Origin of the sequence: Streptomyces sp. NPDC059456 (assembly GCF_042750055.1) — a bacterium.
GTDB lineage: Bacteria > Actinomycetota > Actinomycetes > Streptomycetales > Streptomycetaceae > Streptomyces.
Genome location: NZ_JBHYVA010000084.1, coordinates 1 through 18,814 on the forward strand (window position 1 = coordinate 1; position 18,814 = coordinate 18,814).

The following is an 18,814-nucleotide window of genomic DNA, read 5'->3' on the forward strand; positions in this document are numbered from 1 at the left end:
GCCCGTGAACGTCTCTACCCACACCAGCTCAGCCCGCAACACCCCACCCATACAGGCAAAATGCCCAGAACTGAGCCTTCTGCAACACCCTTTAGTGTCGTGCGCCAGTAATCCGTCGGTAGATCTTCCGCGCCTCGGCGACCTGGCTTTGTAGGTGAGATTCGACTCTGGTCCACTTTCTGTGGGCGCGTACGCAGCGCGACTGTTGATCTTCGATGTATGCCGTGCGATGTCGCCCGGAAATCGCCAGCACAGACGGCCTAAACGGTGATCCGGTGACGCCGGCCCCGCCTCAGCCCGAGCGCAGCGCGTCGAAGCCGAGCAGCAGGGCATCGAGCGCAAAGGCGAACCGCTCGGCGTCGTCCGCGCCGGTCCCCTCGGTCGCGGCGCGGATCAGCAGCGGGTACCGCTCCGCCTTGAGCGCGGCCAGCCAGTCGGCGCTACCAGCCTCCTCGGCTCCGACCACGATCTGGGCCTCCGCCGTCGCGTGGCCGATCACGAACACAGCAAGGGAGTTGAGTGCGTGCAAGGCGCGGCCGAGCGGGAAACCGCCGGCCGTGAGCAGGCGTAGGAGAGCCTCGAGGTCGTCGAGGGTCGCCGGAGTGACGGCGGGCCGGGAGGTGGCGAGCGGGAGTACGGCCGGGTGCCGTAGCAGACCGTCGCGCAGGGCGGTGGCGTATGCGTGCAGAGCCGTGCGCCAGTCGGCCGAGCCGTCCGTGGCGGGGGTCGCCGCCGTGAACACCTGCTCCACCAGGCCGTCCAGCAGTGCGTCCTTGTTGGGCACGTAGTGGTAGAGGGTCATCGCCTCCACGCCCAGTTCTTGGCCGAGCGAACGCATCGTCAGGCCCTTGAGCCCGTCCCGGTCGACCAGGCCGAGCGCCGCGTCGAGGATCTGCTGCCTGCTCAGCCCGGCCCGCTCGCCCCGGCCGCGCCGGGCCGCCTGATGCTCCGCCATATCTGCTCCTCCGCCTCCCTGCACGGGCTTGACTTTCTTACAGCATAAGAGAACACTCATCTCCAGCGAAACATACAGCGTAAGAAACAGCCGCCGCAGGGGGAACCACGATGTCGACCACCATCAACAAGCAGGTCATCCGCGACTTCGTTGCCGCGCTCAACGACCGCTCCGACGAGGGCTGGGTGCAGCTGCTCTCCCCGTCGGTCATCGACCACAACAAGATCATCTTCGGCGAGGAAGATGCCCCCGGCGCCGCCATCGAGGGCTTCCGCCTCCAGCTGGCCGCCTTCAGCACCGAGGCCGAGGGCGACGGCTTCCACATCGAGCAGCTCATCGCCGAGGACGACGAGGTCGTTGCCCGGCTGCGGGTGGCCGGTGTCCACACCGGCTACCACGCCCGGATGCCCGAGCCGACCAACCGCCGCTGCGACGTCGAGCAGATCTGGATCTTCACCGTCCGCGCCGGCCAGATCGCCGAGATCCGCGCCGTGAGCGACCGCCTCGGCATGTTCATCCAGCTCGGGTGGGACTGGCCGACCATGGACTGACCTCGGTAGCGGATCGCCGAACCGGATTCACCGCGGGCGTCGGGGCCTTGACCAGCAGTTCCAACGCGCAGGTGCTGGTCAGCTCCAGATCCGCGTAGGCGTTCAGCGCGCCGAGAAAGTACTCGCGCAGCGTGTTCCGCAGGCAAGGTGCGAATGCGTTCCCAGATCAGGGTCTGGTGGACACGGGCGACGATCTTGACTACCTGGCCCTGGTCGCTCTCCCCGGCGACTGGCCGCAGCTGGCGGCCGTCGATGCAGACCATGTCGGCAAGCGCGTGGGCGTCGCCCTCGTCGCTCTTGGCCCCCGAGGTGCCGTAGCGCTTTGAAACCGCGCCGCCTGGCGGGGGTTGACCGCGTAGATGCGGTAGCCGGCCGCGATCAGCGCCTGCACCCACGGGCCGTGGTCGGTCTCAATCCCGACCACCACCTGCCCGGGCTCCAGGTCCTCGCCGCCGTGCCGCGCGATGAGGGCGTGCAGCTTCGCGATGCCCTCCACGCCTTCCGGCAGCCGGGCGGTGCCCAGTCTGAGGCCCGTCTTGTCCTGGATCTCGACGTCGTGGTGCTCTTCGGCCCAGTCGTCGCCGATGAACAGCACCAGGACCCACCCCTTCGCTCTTGTCCGATCGTGATGCGCAGCCGACGGAAGGCGCGGCTCGCTCTCTAATGGATCAAGTGTTCACGCCCAGCTGCCCGGCGGGCACGCGCCATCCCATCAGCAGTCAGGCCTGCCGGCCGACCAGCGGGGGCACGGTCTAACGTCAGAACTCGCAATGGCTCGGGGGCTCGGAGTGCTCACCTGCTGGCGGCTAGGGACGGTAATCTTCCTCACGGCCCGACAAGGCCCATCAGAGACTCCATCGCCGAACTCAATCGGTGGCGCGGCCGCAATCCGGCACCGCCATTACCGCGGTGACTGCCCTCGCTGCCCTGCAGCGCCCCGTCCCCGTCGTCCTGGCCTCGCCCCTATCCTCCTACTCCTGCCCGGTCGCGCCGAACGCCTGCGCGCCGCCCCACACACTGACCGGCCCCCGCCCGGAAACCGCACACCTCACCGCGTCACCGCCGAGCCTGTCGAACTCGCCCCCTTCGCAGCTGGCTGCGAGCAGCTGACGGGGCACATGGCTTTCCAGGCCCCGCACCGCTTTCAGTGGATCCGGGGACACGGACGCCCAGGCCACGACACGCTGAACGTCGTGGACCGGACATTGGGCCGGCACGATGGGGACGCGGGAAGGGGTTGGTCGGGTTGGACAGGGTGCTGAAGGCGTTGGGGGCCGCGCATCAGGGGTCGGTCGGGGTATTGCTGGCCGACGGCAGTGAGCCGCGCCCGGTCTACTTCGACGTGGGCAGCGGCCCGGACGTGCCCTTGTCAACAGAGTGGCACGCCTACGACGGCCGACGTGGGCGGCCCCGGGCCGCGCTGCTGCGGGGCAGCTGCTCGTGCGGCTGGCGGGGCGCGGCCGAGTAAGCCCTTGACTGGACCAGGCTCGCCGGCGACCAGCCGCTGTGGGAGGCGGACGTCGACCTGTCCGGGCCGATCGGCGACTACGAGGCCCACGTGTCGGTGATCCGCGACGGCGCCGTCTCACTCCCTGCAGAGCTCACCGGTCTCCTGGCTGACCTCGTCCGGCAACTCGGTGTCCTCGCTGTCAGGAACCGCTGGTCGTATTGAAGGCCCTCGCCGACCTGCGGTATGTCATCGCCCAGACCGGCCAGGACGCAGCGTACGAACTCACCGCCGTCGACGTGCCGCTCAAGGACGTGGCGACCGCCCTCGGCACGAGCGAGACCGCCGCCCGCACCTACCTTAACGACTACCTCCACCCCTGACCTGGTGGCGGGCCTCCAGCCACGCCCAGTCCGCCGCCACGGTGCCGGGGCAAACGTCTTCCCGGAACGCGGTGGGGGACGCTGTGCGCACCCGCAGCCGCCGGGCGGGGCCTCTGCCACCTGAAGAGCCGCGCGTTCGGCCGGGGAGAGCGCCGGGTGACCGGGGTGACGTTGGGTCGTCAGCGCCAGTGTGCGGCCCATGCGCGGGCGGCTGTGATTGTCTCGTCCAGCTCTGTCATCCCGTGCTCGCGCCAAGCCTCCCAGGAACGCGCCTCCGCCTCCGCAAGAACCCTCACCCCCTCGCGAGGAGCCTTGGCGAACGCGGGGATGGTCCTCGCCCAGCGCGCAGCGTCCTCGACGCTCTGCTTTCCGTCCAGCACCAGGCGGAACCCCCAGAGTGCGGCGTCGATCCATGCGGGGCCGCGCATGGCCCATGCCCAGTCGATCATCCAGACCCGGCCGCTGCGCTCGACCATGAAGTTGGTGGCGGCCGGGTCCGAATGCACCAGCCGGTCCCCTGTCAGAAGGCCTTCGTGGGCCGGGTCGCAGTACTCGCCCCACCGGTCCCACGGCGTCAGCTGAACCGCGTCAGGCGCGGGCAGCAGACTCAGCTGACTCAGGGCTGCGGCGACCGGCTCCAGGTGGTCGCTGTCGTCGGCGAACCAGGCCCACGGGGTTGCCGTCAGGCCCTGGAAGCCGATCAGGAGCCAGCCACCCGCCAGCTGCCGCCACAGCACCCTCGGAGCGAACGCCGGCAGGAACGGATTCACCATGGCCTCGGCCTCCAGCTCACCGATCCGCTCATGATCCAGCGGCAGCCCCTTCACGAACTCCAGAGCCCCTGCGGCCGGGAAGAACAGCGAGGCGAAAGCCGCACTGTTGCCCGTTTCCATATCCGCTCTCCGGCAGTGCGCGCCGAACCGCTGCGAGAGGGCCTGGCGAGTTGGCTCGGGCAGCTCCTCGTACGGGAGCCGGTCCACACGCATGCCGGTCAGCTCTGCGGCTTGGGATTCGGCGGGTTCTGCGGGTTGTTCGGCGGGAACGGCGGATTCTTGTCCGGAGCAGTGCTGGACGGCGGCCGTCCCGGCGGAGGTGATGAGGGCGGACGGCGCTTGAACTCAAGAATCGTCATGGCGGCGAAACTACCGGCCCCACCCAGCCGCCACCCGGCATTGGCGAGATTGGCCGCAATGCGCCGCCGCCACCCGGCCGGGGACTTGCGGGCGCTCGATGGTGTGACCCTCATGCAGGGGCGAGAACCCCGCCCGGCCACAGGCAGTTCCTGGGGTATGAGCGACGAGAGCGTGATCACGATCGAGATCCGAGGCCAAGAGAAGGCCGCACTCGAAGCCGCGCAGCGGATCTCGGCCCTGTTCTTATCGTCCGGTCCGTGCCGGTTACGACGTGCCCCGGTGAGGCGGAGGTACGGCTGCTCGTGCACGCGGACGTCAGCCGGGGCCCAGGCGAGGGCGGCTACCTCGATGCTGAGGCAGTTGAGGGAGCAGGTGCGTTTCTTCGGTGAATCGGGGCATCCAGACGGGTGAGTTGGCCGCGACCAGCCTGTCGGAGCTCACTGGGGATCCGTTACATCGCCTTTGTGATCAAGAACCTGATGCTGCGCGGCCTGCCCGCGCTCGCCATCTGCACCCTGCCCCTGTTCACCGCGGCTGCGGCGGCGCACTCCGCCCCCCCACCATCACGGCGGCACCCGCGGCCGCCTTGGCCGCTGGCCCGGCCGGGCTACGGTCTCCACTGCCGCTGTTCGAGGCCATCGACCGCCTGCCCATCGCCGCAGAGCACCGCGAGGGCTACAAGCGGGATCTGTACAAGCACTGGAACAAGGGCCTCAACGCCGGGGATGGCTGCGACACCCGCAAGGAAGTCATCCTCGCCGAGGCCGTCGAAGCGCCGCAGGTGGCGGTCGGCTGCAAGCTGACGGGCGGCTCCTGGCGCAGCGCCTACGACGACGCGGTGGTGACGGACGCGGCCCGGCTCGATGTGGACCATCTCGTATCCGCACCTGCGACGGTCCGAAGAGGCTTTTGGGCAGCTCACAGTGTCAGCGGCATACCGTCGACGGTTGTGGACGGGGTTGATGGGGCGACCCTCTGGCCCACGCGTTGAGCTCCGCGATAGGGTGCCGATCTTGCTGAAATTTACTGCCTCTGGAAATGAAGTACAGGATGCACATCCTGGACAATCCCTCCGAGCTGTCGGAGCCGGCTCAGGATCTCCTCCGTCGTACAGGCCGACGTGAGAGTCCAGTCAGGTTCGAAGTCCCGATAGAGATGTGGCGGGTGCACGACCGCGCGGGCCATCTCGTCCCGGCTCCCATGGAACTCATCATCCGATGCGAGGGCTTCGAGCAGAGGTTCGGTGGCCTGCGCTACCGGGTGCGGCACAGCTGGACCCTTGACAGGGAGCGATACGAGACGGCCTACAGCTGGGAATACGACCATTTCGGCCTGCGAACACGGGCCTGGCAGGATCCCGCGCGAGGCGGCTGGTATTTCGAGTGGATCGGAGAGCGCGTGTCGAAGCCGTGCCGGGACCTGATCCATACCGATGGAAGTGTCGGCACCGACGTGAACGGCAGGAGTCCGTACCTCCCCGTCGCCCCCTCGATCACCCACCTGATCGAGTCCCACGCCCTCACCGATGCCGTCTCCGTTTGGCGGCCCTGGCCTGCCGGCGGTTCCGCGGCCGCATCGGCCGCCGAGGTTCTCGACGGACTCGTCCACGTACCGGAAGCCTCGTGGACAAGCTCGCGATGGCGGATGTCTGAGTCAGTCGCAGTCTTCGACAGCGAAAGCTGGGACCGCGAGAATCCGAGTCGTCGTGTGCGCATCTGGTCGCGGGACGAGGTCGGCCACCGTCAGGTCCAGGAGGCTCTCGAGAGCCGGTGAGCGGGATCTCGGCATCTCGGGATGTGGATGTCCAACGGCTCAGTCGGTTTCGTAACGGGCCAGGCGTCTGCGCAGAAGGAGGTTCTCGCCGTGGGCCACCTCCAGGGCCTTCCGGAGTTTCGCTACTTCTTCCTGATGGACCCTCTTGTCGTGGGCAAGGCGTGCGGCCAGTACCCGCACCGCAGATGAGGTGGACGAGGCGGTGGTCGGCTCCGGGATGGAGCCGCCGGGACCGCCACCTTTCGCGCGGTGACGCTCAACCAGCGCGTAGTTCCGGGTGCCTGTAGAGGAAGTCCGTACCAACACCTGCTACGCGGGCAACCGCGGTGAAGTTGATCTGCTTGCCGTTCTTGGAGAGGCTGGAGAGCGCGGCACGAGCCCGCTCCTCCGCTCCCTCACTACGAGATCTCGTTGCCGTTCGCAGGTGTTCTGGCAAGCCGGTCATGAAACTGACTCCCCACGCTCGGCATCGGTCTGGTCGAGGCGGTCGGTCGCGCCCGCACCCCGCACGGCTCGAAGTCGACCGTCGTCGTGGACGCCCACGTGGTCGAGGGCGACGAGAACCTTCGTGAGGGCGCGAGTCTCGGCGAGACGTCCCTCTAGCCAGATGTTGTCCTCGCCCATCGGCTCGCCGTGGCGAGTGGTGAACTGTGTCTGGCGGCGGGTGATCAGGGCTTCGGTCTGGGCGAGCTGGTGCTGGAGTTCGTCGTGGTGGCTGGCGTCGGTGACGAATTTGTCGCAGGTCAGGCAGGCGTTCCCCTTGGAACAGACCTGCTTCGGCGGCAGCATGCACCAACCGTTTGGCAGCACCCGGTCGGCTCGCTGGTTTAGGTGCAGAAGGTCGTAGAGGTCACTCGGGTCGAGTCCTGCGGTCTTGCCGTCGGCGGCGATCTTCTTGTAGCGCAGAAACTCGCGCTCGGCTGTCACTGAGAGGGCCTTGGCATAGTGCATGGTCATGGCCGGTGTGAGGTGCCCGAGGTAGCGCATCACGACGTGGATCGGCACGCCTGCGTTGATCAGGTCGGTCGCGCGGGTGTGCCGGAAGGTGTGGGTCTTGGAGATCTGGACCGGGCGCCCGAGGCTGTCGGTGATGGCCAGTGTCCGGGTCAGGTCGCCGAGCCGATGGTGAGAGGTGGCGGCGGCATACGGTCGCAGTCCGAGCCGGTTGTTGCGGGTCTGCAGGAACAGGTAGCGAGGGTTCATGCCATCCGGTGTTCCCCGGGTTGTGAGGAAGGAACGGGCCCGCTGTTGCTGGATCCGGATGATGTCGACGATCTCCCGGTCCACGGGGATAGTTCGAGGATCGGGGAGCATCGGAGCAAGGAGCGCCCCCACGACGTTTGCTGCACACAAGGTGGTGGGCGGCTGTGGGCGTCAGCGTTTGATGCGGCGCCCTCCTGGACCTCCGCGAACGCCATCGTCCTGCCGTCGACCCAGCCGGGGCTTTCCGTGCGTGGGGTACCCTGCCCGCCCCCGGGACATGGACACCGGAGTTTCGGGCGGTGCGAGGACGATCCCACGAGACGTCACTGCCTGCTGCTTGAAATGGATCGGACTGACACCCAAGCCCCCTGACCAGCCGAGGTCAGTAGAGCATAGACGTGCCAGTGGAGCCGCTCATCACCCGTCGCAGCATCCCGCTCGGGATCAAAGTAATGGATAGGCCTCCACGGCGACCGTATCCGAGCGGTCCCCTCGCGTCTTCTGACTTCACCAGCCAGTGCTTCTGGCACCGGTTCACGAGCAAGCGCACACGCTCTGGCTAGTCGGTACACGTTGCTCGCTCGGCCGGTGCGTGCAAGGGCTGGCTCCGTCGTCGGCGGCTTCCGTAGAGCTTCAGTACGACGATGCTGACGGGAACGGTGAGGATCATCAGCGCACCGCAGCCGACGAGGACGGCGGGGGCGCTGGTGCGGTCGAGTAGGAAGCCGCCGGCCGCGGCTCCCAGGGGGGAGGCCGTCAGGAGTACGGCGCTGCGCGCAGCCAGAACCGTGGTGAGGGAGCCGGCGGGTGCGCGGTCCTGGATCAGGGTGAAGGAGAGCGCGGAGTAGGGGCCGTAGACGAGTCCGGCGAGGGCGAACCCGATCAGGGAGGGGATGGCGGTATCCGTGATGGCGAAGGGGAGCATGCCGATGCCGTGGCCCCCGATGATGCCGAGCATGGCCAGCCACAGAGGGAGCCGTCTGGCCGCGCCCAGGGCCATGGCGCCCATAACGGCTCCGATGCCGAAGGCGGCCCAGTAGGCGCCGAGCAGCCCTGCGCCGGCATCGAGGTTGCCGGAGACGAAGAGGGGAAGGGCGACTTCGACGGGGCCGAAAGCGAGGTTGAACACCCAGGTCACGAGGAGCAGGCCGAACAGTTCCGGCTGACGGCGCAGGATGCTCAGCCCGCGCTGCGTCCTGTCAGTCGCCGGGGGTGCCGGTGACCGGGGCAGGGCGGTGCGACTGGTCTGCAGGGCGAGCACGGCGAACGTGACGGCGTCCACACCGATGATCCACGCCGGGGAGACCAGACCTGCGAGGAGGCCGGCGAGGGCGGGGCCCGCGATGGTAGCGCTCCACAGGCTGGTGCTGAGCACGCTGTTGGCCGCCAGGCGCTGGTCTTCGGGGAGCAGAGGCGCGAAGAGTGCGTGCTTTCCGGCCTTGCCCCAGGCGTGGAGCAGCGAGGAGGCGGCCAGGAGTCCGACGTACACGGCCGGGGTGAGCCACCCCGCCAGGTGCGCCAGCGGAATGGCCCCCAGTAGTACGGCCCGGAGCGCGGAGTCGGTGACCAGGAGCCGTGGCGCGGGCAGCAGGCGCATCCACCTGCCCAGGATCAGTGCGCCCAGCGCACCGGGCAGGATGTAGGAGGCGACGGCAAGGCCGGCCAGTGCGCCTTGTCCGCCCTCGGGCCCCAGCGTGAGGGCGAGCCACGCGACCGCGACGACCGTCATGCCGTCGCCCAGATCGGACAGCGCGAAGACCGGCATCAGCTGCCGAAAGGTCCGGTCGGCGAACAGGGAGCGGTAGGGGCCGGGCAGCCTGAGCCCCGGTGCTGCTGAGAACATGTGGGTCACGGTCGTCCTTCAAGCGCGCTTGAAGTCAAGGCCGGACCGACACCGAGGAAGGGGCGGGGCGTGCGCTATCTGCCCATCAGTGAGCTCGCGGACAAAGCCCACGTGCGGGCTTCGGCCCTGCGCTACTGGGAAGAACGCGGTCTGCTGCCCGGCGCGCGTCGCGAAGGCGGGCGCCGGATGTGGCCCGCCACCACCATCCGTCGGATCGCGCTGATCAAGATGGCGCAGCGGGCAGGATTCACCCTCGCCGAGATCACACAACTGCTGGCCGGTGACACCACGCCGTCCGCTAGCCGCCAGTGGCGGAAGATGGCTACGCGCAAGCTGCCCGAGCTCGATCGGCACATCGCTCAGGCGCAGGCCCTGCGACAGGCAGTTGCGGACTGTCTGGAGTGCGGCTGCATGAAATTCGATCAGTGCGTACTACTCGACACCACGGACGCCACACCCTGATCACAAACACCGACGGCCATTCAACTGCATGCTTCTGTGCATGAGAGCCGAGAGCCGTGATCGACTCCAGCCATGTCAGGGCCACCGGGCGAGGCCGGAAAACGGGCCCAGCCCGGTCGACCGCGCAGCCGGCTCCTTGAGCCGGGTGGGCGGGGCAGGACGCTGACACGACGGGGCGGGGTCGGTGAGGGCGGTCGTGGCCGTCTGGTGCCGGCTTGTCAGACCCGTTTCTTAGCATGGGTGTTCATGAGCACCACGCACGCCGGTTCGGCAGCACAGACGTTCAAGCAGCTCCTCGCCCTGCCTCGTGCGGAGCCCGGCTCGGTGGCCCCGGGGGCTGCGCTGCGGGCGATCGAGGTGGCGCGCCCCGCCCGGACCGTCGCGGGCGCCGTCGCCGCCGCGGGCGGTCCGGACGAGGACGCCGCCCGGCGTCTGACGGCCCTGGTACGGGACCACCTCGGCGGCGCCGCCGAGCGGTGGCTCGGCGTACACGACGCACTCGCCGCCCACCGCGGGACGCTGCCCGAACTGCTGGCGGACGTACCGCCGCCCGCGCCGGCCGCCGCGCCGGACGCAGTCCGTGCCCCGGCGCCGCGCACCGTCCACACCACGCTCGCACTGCTGCTGGAGCACGCCTTGCCGCAGGAGGCTGCCGCGGCTCTCGCCGTGTTCCCCGACCGCACCCTGGACGTGCTGCTCGCCACCGGGCCCGTGCCCGGGCCGGTGCTCATCGACGCCGTCACGGGGTACGGGGACACCCGGACCAGGACCGCGCTCGCCCGTCACACCCGGCTCGACACCCGGGTGCTGGCCCGGCTGCTGGACGCCGGGGACCCGCAGGTCGGGGCCGTCGTCTTCCGCAACCCTCGCGCCACCCAGTCCCTGCGCCGCACCCTCGCGCGCCGCCTCGACCGGGTCCCCATGGACGAGGGGTTGTACTTTGACCTGACCGACCCGGCGCAGGAACTGCCGAGCACCTGGCTGGCGCCCCTGCTGGTGTCCGGCGATCCCCGTCTCGCGGCGCGCGCCGTGGCCGGGGCACGCGGCGTCGCCCAGCAGTACGCCCTGGTCCGGGTCTGGGAACGCACCGGCCCGGACGCGGTGCGCGGCCTCCTCGACGACCCGGTGGTCCGCGGGCGACTGACCAAACCGGTCCTCTCCGCCGTCTCCAAGGCCCTTGCCGCAGAAGGGGGTTCGGGGACGGAGGGGACCGGGGTAGGGGCGCTCGTGGCCCTGCGTGCCCGCTGCGAGCCGTACGGGGACCCGGCGCGCCTGCCCGCGCTGCTGGCCACCACGCGGGGGACGAGCAGCCTGCGCGAGCTGTTGTCCGAGCCGTACGCCTACGACCTGCGGGCCCTGTCCGAAGCCCACGCGAAGACACCCTTCATGCCGAAGGCGACCGAGGAGCTGGCCCGGCACGAGGACGCGGACGACGCCCAGCGCCTCGCGTTCCGGTTGAGCACGCTCAACGAGCCCTGGAGGTCCGGCGGACGCCGCGCCGGCAACACCACACCGCCCGCCCGACGCCTGGCCGCCGAGGCACTCGACGACAGGGCCCCGCAGTGGGCGGAGGGCATGGCCGCCGCCGGCCTGCTCGACCCGGCCGACCTGGTCACCACCGCACGCCCCGCCGTGCACGCCTTCGCAGCCCTGAAGGCGCTGGCCCGGCGGAAGCTGCACGGCGGTGCCGTGCTGACCGCACTCGCCGAGCTGGCCGACGGCGCACTCGGTGAACGTCCCGAGGCGTGGGCCGCGTTCGAGGCCCTGCTGCCCCGGCACGGGGGGACCCTGTACGACGTGATCACCGAGGCCGGGAAGGCGGAGGCCACCTCGGAGGGCGGCGCGCCGGATACCGGGCCCGAGGCCGGGTTCGAAGCCCCCGAGCTGCCACGCACCCCGCACGAGCGGGCCGCTCTGGGGGCCGTCGACGTCCTGCGGGGATGCCTCGCCGACGACGGCGCCCCGGCGCCTTCGGACCCCGGCGTGCTGTACTTCCTCGGCGCCCACCGCAATCACGACGCCCCCGGCCTCGCCACCCCGCGGTGGCTCCGGGAGGCGTGCGCGAGCCAGGGAATGCGGCCGCCCTACTTCGCGAGAGGGTGGTCCGTCGCGCCCACCCGCGAGGAGGCGCTGGCGGATTTCGCCCGCCTCTCCCCCTCCACCACCTGGTCCGTCGACGCCGCGTACGAGCAGGGGATCCTGACGGTCGAGGACCTGCTCGTCGGACTGCCCGCCCGCTACCTGCTCCCACTCCCGGGCGACTGGCGCCGATACTCCTTCGCCCACGCATGGCGGGCCGGGGTCGCCCGCCTACTGCGCTCCGCGTTGGGCACCGACCCCGACGCCTGGCTCCGGCTCGCCGACACGGTGGCCGCCTCGGGCGGCGGGGACCGCGAGACGGGTGATCACGGTCTGACGTGGCCCGAGCTGCTGCGCCTGTCCCGGTCCGGGGTAACGGCCACCGCCGCGCAGCGGCCGCTCGGACAGGAGAAGTACCACCAGCCCACGCCCGTCCCGGCCACGCCCGAGGAGGCACTCGTGCTGAGCCGGCGCGGCAACCACCAGTGGCTGTGGCCCATCGGCACCATGCTCTGCACGGCGGACGCCGAAACCGTCGACGCGGTCCTGCCCCGCCTGGGCCCGGACGGACCCTGGCTGCTCGCCGCCTACCTGCTGCGTTACGACCGCACGCCGCGGACCGCGCTGGACCGGCTGCTGGCCGGGGCCGACCCGGAGGCCGTGCGCGTCCTCGCCGCCGGCACCAGGCGGCTGCCGGCCGGGACCGCGGGCCGACTGGCGGACCTCGCCGATCCCGAAGTCGACCACCGCCTGCTCGCCGGCGACGCGCCCGAGGCGGTCCGCCGGAGGATCGTGGGCCGCTCCCGGGCCGGCAGCGCGCAGCGATCGGAGCAGCTGGGGAAGCTGGTCCTGGAACGGATGCCGGCCGCCCCGTCCGGGCAGCCGGTCGGATCGCTGCGCTGGCTGGCCTCGGCCGAGCCAGACCTGATCGAGGCGGTCCTCACCCGCTCGCCCGACCTGAACCTCGTCCAACAACTCACCGGCTGCCTGCACCTGGTCGTGCACGGCGGCCGGGACCGGCTGGCCGCACTCGTCGCGCGCGGGGTGCTCGGTCAAGCGGCCGCGAAACTCTGCGCGAAGGCCCTGGCGTCCGCGGACCCGGCCGCCGCGGTGCGGGCCCGCGTCACCCTCGAAACCGCCCCGGCCAAGCTCGCCGCACGGCTGCGCACCGCATCGCCGGCGGGGGTCAACCCGATCCACCGCATCTTCCCCAACGCCGTCGACTGGGCGGCCCTTGAGGCCGAGCACGTGCGGGATCCACTGCCGCAGTGGTCGTGGCTGGTCCGGACCCCGGACGCACCCTTGGACATCCGGCTGCGCCATCCCGAGCTCGCGCCGGAGCCCGGACCCGAGGGACTGCCCGAGGGCCCCGAACTCACGCGGGAGCGCACCCGCTTCGGCCTGGGCGGGCTCCACGGAGCACCCCTGGTCGTCCAACTCGACGGGCTGCTCGCCTCGGGCACACTCCAGGCCCGGGACCTGCTGGAGGTGGCTGCCCCGGCCGTTCTCATCCTGTCCTACCTGAGCTCGGCAAAGCGCCGTACGGACGCCCCGCCGGAGGCCGCCGACGCCTTGGAGGCCCTGGCGGGGCTCGTCGAGAGTCGCCTCGGAAGGGATCCGGAAGCCTGGGACCGTGCCGTCCGACGCCTCACCGGCCGCGATCCGAAGTGGGACCCGATGTCCCCGGTGACGGCCCTCCTGTCCTGAGGAGCGTGCGGGACGGGTGTGCGGGGCCCTGGCCGTCGAGTCGACCGAGCGTTCCGGCCCGCCTTCCGGTCGGTGGCCGCGAGCCGTACGGCTCCCCTGCCCGCACGGTCGCGGGCCTCGAAGGAGAGGGCGCCGCGCAAGGCGAGCAAGCCGTCGCGGTCGAAGGCGAAACCGGAATACGCGACGCCTGAACGGGCCACCTCACCAGCCTCGTATCCGGTCGCGCAACATCGAGGTGAGGAGGTGACGGGGAGCATCAGTTCGCGAAGCGGGCGACCGGTGGTCATGTGGCGTATCGGCGCGCGTTGTCGAGAGCGGCCCTGGGCAGGGCCTTGTGTAGGTGCCAGTCCCGGCCCAGCTCGTCCAGGGCCACGGCCGGCGACCGGACCGGGCGGAGACGAGTGCGCCGCTGCTCAGGGAGGTGCTCACCTGCGTCGATGGCGCGACGCTGGACCGCATCCCACCGCCCCGGTCGCCGACCGAGTCAGGTCGCGTCAGCGAATTCCCCCTGACCGAGTACGGGTTCCCCGACGGATCTGCATCGCCGGGGACTTCACCCGCTACGGGCCCGCCACGGCCCCGCTGCCGCCCTCCGCGCCGTGTGCGAGCACCGCCGGTCGATCGACCGGGTGTGGCAGGCACGGGACCGGTGGCGTGGACCGACCGAGGCCTGGTCGGGGAGGACGCGCCGACGCGGAACTGCCCGGCGACCCGACAATGGTGCCCTTGCCCTTGCCTTCGTACTCGTCCTCGTCCTTCGCGTCTGGCCGCGGGCATACACCTGATCACGCCGACTCGCCAGGCGGGGACGACCCGCTGGTGCTTTCACGGGGATGAAGGCACATACGACACACCACCCCCATCCGTGGTGAGAGTGATGCCTGCATTCAAGCTCGGCGACCGCATGGACCAGGACGCGAAGGGTTCGTGAAGTTGCCGCCTCCGGTGGTGCTGACGGTCCAGCCCAGTTCGTTCCGTTCGACGGAGACGCACGAGGAACTGCGCGCCTGGGAAATGCCAGCCAGGGCTGCCCGGTCCGGGACTCGCAGCCGCCCGGGGGTGGCGGTGGCGTCGTTCGGGAGCGGGCGGCAGCAGCGGAGCCGCCCGCTCCCACAAGTCATCCGGAACAAGATCTACACGCACCCGGGCAGCCTGCCATCCAAGATCGTCAAGCGCAGGAGCGCAGCTCAACCCATTCTGAAACGATCAGTTAAGGTGCGGTCAGCCGCCGCTCCAATCGGGGGCTCCGATGGTGTAGAGCAGCAGGCCGAGGGTTGCGAGGGTAAACAGCACTGCCACGACTCGCTGCGCGCTCAACGTTCCAGTCACGGTGGTACTCCTCTGCGGGGTGGTAGGGGTCAGCCGCCGGTCCATTCAGGGGCTCCGACGGTGTAGAGCAGCAGGCCGAAGGTGGCCAGGGTGAACAGCGCCGTCAGAAGGCGTTGGGTATAGGTGGTTTGGGTCATGTCATCTCCTCGGTATACGTGAGTTGCGTGGATTGTGGTGCCGGTTCGTGCATCGCCGCGGCGATGAGGGTGGCGGCTCCCAAGGTGATGAGAACGTCGCCGACGCTGATGACCGCGCGGAGCGTCGGCACGGGGATGGCATCGGCGAGGAAAGGCAGCTTGCTGCTCGCGGAGGCGACGTTCTTGGCGGTGTCCAATCCCGCAGGGATCCCGGCAGCGGCAGCGGCAGAAGGCGAGTAGGGCATCCGGCCGTTGAGTGCGATCGCCGCGCCGTTGAGCAGCGCGCCGCCCACGATCGTTGCCACGGCCGCCGTCAGAACGCGACTCCGGCCCCGTGAGTTCAGGCCCAGCCAGCCCAATACGATCCCGAAAGCCGCTGCCAGCAGCACACCGCGCACCACCTGGCCCGACAGACCGTCCAGACGTCGCGCCGCGTATTCGGCCACTTGAACCGCCCCGGCCAGCCACACCAGCCACAGCGCCCGAAGCCGGATGTTCACCAGGCCTGTCAGACGGCCGCCACTTACATATCCCGCCACCACACCGGCGATCACGGGAGACCCGAACAACACCACCGCCTGCCCGTTCACCGGGCATCGGGCCCAGGGAGTCCCGCCCCAGATATGGCGGACACCGTTGTTGTCGACGAAACCAACCCAAACCCTCCACATCGGCCGTCAGCCTGATACGCCCCCAACGCGCCCGGATCCGGCCTCTCTCCCCCAGCGTGGGCCAACCACCCTTGCCAGGCAAAGTACTTGAGGCAACCTTGGAAAGTCCTGGACGCGCCGTTGCCCGACTCGTCGGCACACCTTGGGGGCCTCTTTGTCTCGTCCCTCGGCGCGGAACGCTACCTGCCACTACGGACGGTCGGTCGGCGTAGCAGCGGGGTGAGCCCGTCCTTCTCCACCCGGGCCCGAGCCACGGCGAGCGTGTACGACGAACTCCTGGCGCGTTCACGGTCGACCTGCTCCCGGAGGCGGGCTATCTCGGCCTGGCCGTCCGCGAAGAGGTGCTCGGGCTCGCGCGCGGTGTCGCGGAGCTGCCGTTCGACGGCGGCCTGAACCGCCGGGTTCACCGTCCGGGCTGCCCTGGCCCGGCGGTGCGCGCCGATGGCCTCCTGGTAGCCGGAGGGTATTTGGTAGGGCTCCTCGGGCCCGGTGCAGAGCCGCCGTCTGCGTGGGCGGCCTGCGCGGTGGCCGGTGTCAGCCTGCGGGTTCGTGGACACGCCAGATAGGAATGCCCTTGTCGGACGCGTGCTGGAGGTTGACCAGGAGTCGGCTGGGCATCTTCGAGAGAAGGCACACAACGACCAGTTCGGCTCCGATGTCGATCAGGTGCTGGTTCTGGCGGCGCCCGGCGGTTCGACAGAAGGTACTCCCGTCCGCACGGCGGAGACGGTGTCCAGGATCCTCCGACGGGCATTCGGGAACGCATACTTCCCAGTTGCACGCGTGGACGTGGGTGTGCGACCGTCCGCTCCTGACTGGCATCCTCGTAACGGTAGTAGCTGTGGTTGTGCGGCTCGGGGATCTCCGGCGAGGCGCCCGGCGCCACGGTGCCGGTCATCCCCAGCGGCCCCAGGATCAGCCGCTGCAACTCATCGGCGAACGCACGGCCGGTGACCTTCTCGACCACCAGCCGGGCCAGCACGTAGTTGGTGTTGGCGGAGCTCCAGCCCTCACCCGGAGCGAACCGCGCCGGCCTGGACAAAGACAGCCGCACCAGCTCCTCGGGCAGGTAGGTCTTGAACCGGTTGTCCACCCACTTCTTGCCCTGCCAGGGGACCCCCAGCACGATCGTCCCGTCCTCGTAGAGCTCGCCGGTGTGGTTGAAGATCCCGCTGGTGTGCTGCAGCAGCATCCGCACGGTGATCCGCCGGTCAAGACCGAGCTCAGGCAGGCAGGCGTCGGCCGGGGCATCCAGGTCGATCCTTCCCTCGGCCACCAGCATGAGCACCGAGGTGGCGACGAAGCTCTTGGCGCTGCTGCCGATACGGAAGTGCCCGTTCGTCAGCGGCTTGGCGCTCTGGCCCGGCTCGCGCACACCGGCGCTGCCGACCCACTCGCCCTGCTCGTCGTTCACCCGGAGCTGGACCCCGACGAAGCCGGACTCAGCCGGAATTCCCGGCCTCACTCCGAATCCTGGCCGCCCCAATTTCCCCAGCTGGTGACGGCTCTCGCCGTCCCCGACGTTCGCGGCCCGCGTCAAGCCGGACACCGCAACGGCGAGCGAGGGTCCGCGAACTCGGGCAGTACTCATATGGGTTCCCCCTGGCCGGTCTGCCCGACACCGCAGGTCAGCCGGGTGGGGCGGCGGCCGGTCCGTGCGAGGCGCTCGCCTGGGGAGCGGCGTCCGCGGCTTCCCGGGCGGCCTGCGGTGGGACGAGTTCCGCGGTCTCGGCGTCGACCATGGGGCGGGGCGCCGTCCCGGCGGGCCGGCTCGGGTCGGCCGATGCGTCGTGGTGTGCGGGGTCCGGGGAGGGGGCCGTCGGGAAGAGCCAGACGGGGCGCCACCGGTCCGCGACGTCCACGGCGAGCAGGACGGGTGTGCCGAGGCTCCGTCCGGAGTCGGCTTCCGCGGCGACGGCCCGGGCCCGTTCGGCGTCCACCCGTACCGGCGGCAGCGCGGGATCCGGCTCGTCGAGTGCGACGAACGAGGCGACGGCGCCGCTGCCGTCGACGACGACGTCGAGCCGCATCGGCATGAGCACGCCCCGGTCCGTGCGCCTCCAGGAGATGAGGCGGCGGCCGGTGTCCCCGAGCGGGGACGAGGTGACGGTGGCGCCGTCCGCCCATGCGAAGTGCGCCTTGGCGTACGTCTGTGCGCTGTGGACCTGGGCGTCGGCGGGCAGTTCGGCGGCGCCGGCGGTGCGGTGTGTCTCCAGGCTCCGGGTGCCGCGTACCGGTTCGAGTGACGGCCAGGCCACCTCGGTGAATCCTTCGTCCGATGTCACCACCAGGATGCGTTCCGCCTTCGGGTCCGGGTCGGTGGCCGCCTGAACGCGTGCGATGTGGACGTCCGGCCCCCACAGCGCGCGTGCGACGCGCATGGCTCCGGCCCGCTGTTCCTCGGGGACTTCGGGTACCGGGGGCGTGGTCGTGGTGGTGTGGACCGTCGTGGTGAACACCAGGAGGACCGCACCGGTCAGCGCCGCCATGGTCAGCGCGGTGATCCGGGCTGTCTTCGGGGTGTGGGGGTCCGGGCTTTCGGTGCCGCGGCGCCCCCGGCCCCCATGGCTGCTGTGACCGCCGTGGCCGCCACGGCGCAGCCAAAGCGTGCCGAGGAGGACGCCGGCGAGCGAGCCGGCCGCGTTGGCCGCGAAGTCGGCGGAGTCGCAGTTCCTCCCGATCCCCCCGTCCAGTGCCTGTACCAGCTCGATGGTCAGGCCGAGCAGGAGAACGCCCGCCAGCACCAGCCTCTTCGACCGGAAGAGGATGACGGCGAGGAACGACACCGGGGCCGTCATACAGGCGTTCAGGACCCATTGGGGTCCGAATGCCCGGGCGAACACGTCGGGGTCGACGGCGCAGCCGGCGGCGCCGCTCGCCCGGCCGACGGGTGCGAGCGTCGCTGCGAGTTGCAGCGAGAGGGCGCAGCCGAGCAGTGCCGACGTGGGTTTCGGCATCCCCGTACGGTGTGCCGCCAGCAGTGCGGCCGTGACGAGGACGGCGCACGTGGCGCCGAAGGTCCACCAGACGGCGGGGGCGCCGATGACGAAGAGTTGGTCCATGCCAGTCCTTTTGCCGGCTCTTTCGGGCGGGGTGTGCGGACGGTGCGGGGCGGACCGGCGGAACGGCAAGGTCCGCCCC

At 70.3% G+C, this 18,814-nt stretch carries 14 protein-coding genes and 1 pseudogene; 6 read left to right on the top strand and 9 right to left on the bottom strand.

All coding sequences use genetic code 11. The features are described from left to right. Positions 1 to 292 precede the first annotated feature (292 nt). Positions 293 to 955 carry a TetR/AcrR family transcriptional regulator C-terminal domain-containing protein gene (locus ACFXA3_RS10680; protein ID WP_385184804.1) on the bottom strand — a complete coding sequence of 221 codons (663 nt, stop codon included), beginning with the start codon at positions 953 to 955 and terminating at the stop codon, positions 293 to 295. 110 nt (positions 956 to 1,065) lie between these two features. Here ACFXA3_RS10680 and ACFXA3_RS10685 point away from each other — a divergent pair, with 110 nt between their 5' ends. Further along, on the top strand, positions 1,066 to 1,506 hold the full coding sequence (locus ACFXA3_RS10685; RefSeq protein ID WP_385184807.1) for an ester cyclase: 441 nt from the start codon (positions 1,066 to 1,068) through the stop codon (positions 1,504 to 1,506). A 206-nt stretch (positions 1,507 to 1,712) separates the two neighbouring features. On the opposite strand, the pseudogene ACFXA3_RS10690 reads toward ACFXA3_RS10685, so the two are convergent. After that, positions 1,713 to 2,101, bottom strand: a pseudogene (locus tag ACFXA3_RS10690) (transposase); the annotation flags it as partial. A gap of 1,073 nt (positions 2,102 to 3,174) precedes the next feature. On the opposite strand from ACFXA3_RS10690, the gene ACFXA3_RS10695 reads away from it, so the two are divergent. After that, positions 3,175 to 3,336 (top strand): hypothetical protein, encoded by a 162-nt coding sequence (locus ACFXA3_RS10695; RefSeq protein WP_385184810.1) that lies wholly within the window; start codon positions 3,175 to 3,177, stop codon positions 3,334 to 3,336. Between the two features lie 179 nt (positions 3,337 to 3,515). Here the strand turns inward: ACFXA3_RS10695 and ACFXA3_RS10700 are convergent, their stop codons facing one another. After that, a complete protein-coding gene (locus ACFXA3_RS10700) occupies positions 3,516 to 4,229 on the bottom strand; it encodes an aminoglycoside phosphotransferase (RefSeq protein WP_385184813.1) in 714 nt (237 codons plus the stop codon). A gap of 826 nt (positions 4,230 to 5,055) precedes the next feature. Here ACFXA3_RS10700 and ACFXA3_RS10705 point away from each other — a divergent pair. Next, positions 5,056 to 5,460 (top strand): hypothetical protein, encoded by a 405-nt coding sequence (locus ACFXA3_RS10705; RefSeq protein ID WP_385184815.1) that lies wholly within the window; start codon positions 5,056 to 5,058, stop codon positions 5,458 to 5,460. A 209-nt stretch (positions 5,461 to 5,669) separates the two neighbouring features. Then, complete coding sequence (locus ACFXA3_RS10710) at positions 5,670 to 6,242, top strand: hypothetical protein (protein WP_385184818.1); 573 nt, start codon at positions 5,670 to 5,672, stop codon at positions 6,240 to 6,242. 441 nt (positions 6,243 to 6,683) lie between these two features. Here the strand turns inward: ACFXA3_RS10710 and ACFXA3_RS10715 are convergent, their stop codons facing one another. Both ACFXA3_RS10715 and ACFXA3_RS10720 read right to left on the bottom strand, forming a co-directional pair. Continuing rightward, a complete protein-coding gene (locus ACFXA3_RS10715; protein ID WP_385184821.1) occupies positions 6,684 to 7,529 on the bottom strand; it encodes a tyrosine-type recombinase/integrase in 846 nt (281 codons plus the stop codon). Between the two features lie 475 nt (positions 7,530 to 8,004). Continuing rightward, on the bottom strand, positions 8,005 to 9,288 hold the full coding sequence (locus tag ACFXA3_RS10720) for an MFS transporter (protein ID WP_385184824.1): 1,284 nt from the start codon (positions 9,286 to 9,288) through the stop codon (positions 8,005 to 8,007). 69 nt (positions 9,289 to 9,357) lie between these two features. On the opposite strand from ACFXA3_RS10720, the gene ACFXA3_RS10725 reads away from it, so the two are divergent. Together ACFXA3_RS10725 and ACFXA3_RS10730 are read left to right on the top strand one after the other, a co-directional pair. After that, positions 9,358 to 9,750 carry a MerR family transcriptional regulator gene (locus ACFXA3_RS10725; protein WP_385184827.1) on the top strand — a complete coding sequence of 131 codons (393 nt, stop codon included), beginning with the start codon at positions 9,358 to 9,360 and terminating at the stop codon, positions 9,748 to 9,750. A gap of 246 nt (positions 9,751 to 9,996) precedes the next feature. After that, positions 9,997 to 13,536 carry a hypothetical protein gene (locus tag ACFXA3_RS10730; protein ID WP_385184830.1) on the top strand — a complete coding sequence of 1,180 codons (3,540 nt, stop codon included), beginning with the start codon at positions 9,997 to 9,999 and terminating at the stop codon, positions 13,534 to 13,536. A 1,462-nt stretch (positions 13,537 to 14,998) separates the two neighbouring features. On the opposite strand, the gene ACFXA3_RS10735 is transcribed toward ACFXA3_RS10730, so the two are convergent. The 4 genes from ACFXA3_RS10735 to ACFXA3_RS10750 all read right to left on the bottom strand — a co-directional run bounded on the left by ACFXA3_RS10735 (position 14,999) and on the right by ACFXA3_RS10750 (position 18,735). Further along, positions 14,999 to 15,673, bottom strand: a complete 675-nt coding sequence (locus tag ACFXA3_RS10735; RefSeq protein WP_385184833.1) for a DUF5317 family protein — start codon at positions 15,671 to 15,673, stop codon at positions 14,999 to 15,001. A gap of 179 nt (positions 15,674 to 15,852) precedes the next feature. After that, a complete protein-coding gene (locus tag ACFXA3_RS10740) occupies positions 15,853 to 16,080 on the bottom strand; it encodes a hypothetical protein (RefSeq protein ID WP_385184836.1) in 228 nt (75 codons plus the stop codon). Further along, the gene (locus ACFXA3_RS10745) at positions 16,077 to 17,264 is read right to left on the bottom strand and encodes a serine hydrolase (protein ID WP_385184839.1); all 1,188 of its coding nucleotides are present in this window, start codon (positions 17,262 to 17,264) and stop codon (positions 16,077 to 16,079) included. The genes ACFXA3_RS10740 and ACFXA3_RS10745 overlap by 4 nt, the downstream gene beginning before the upstream one ends. Positions 17,265 to 17,301: 37 nt before the next feature. Then, the gene (locus tag ACFXA3_RS10750) at positions 17,302 to 18,735 is read right to left on the bottom strand and encodes a hypothetical protein (protein WP_385184842.1); all 1,434 of its coding nucleotides are present in this window, start codon (positions 18,733 to 18,735) and stop codon (positions 17,302 to 17,304) included. Positions 18,736 to 18,814: the final 79 nt, after the last annotated feature.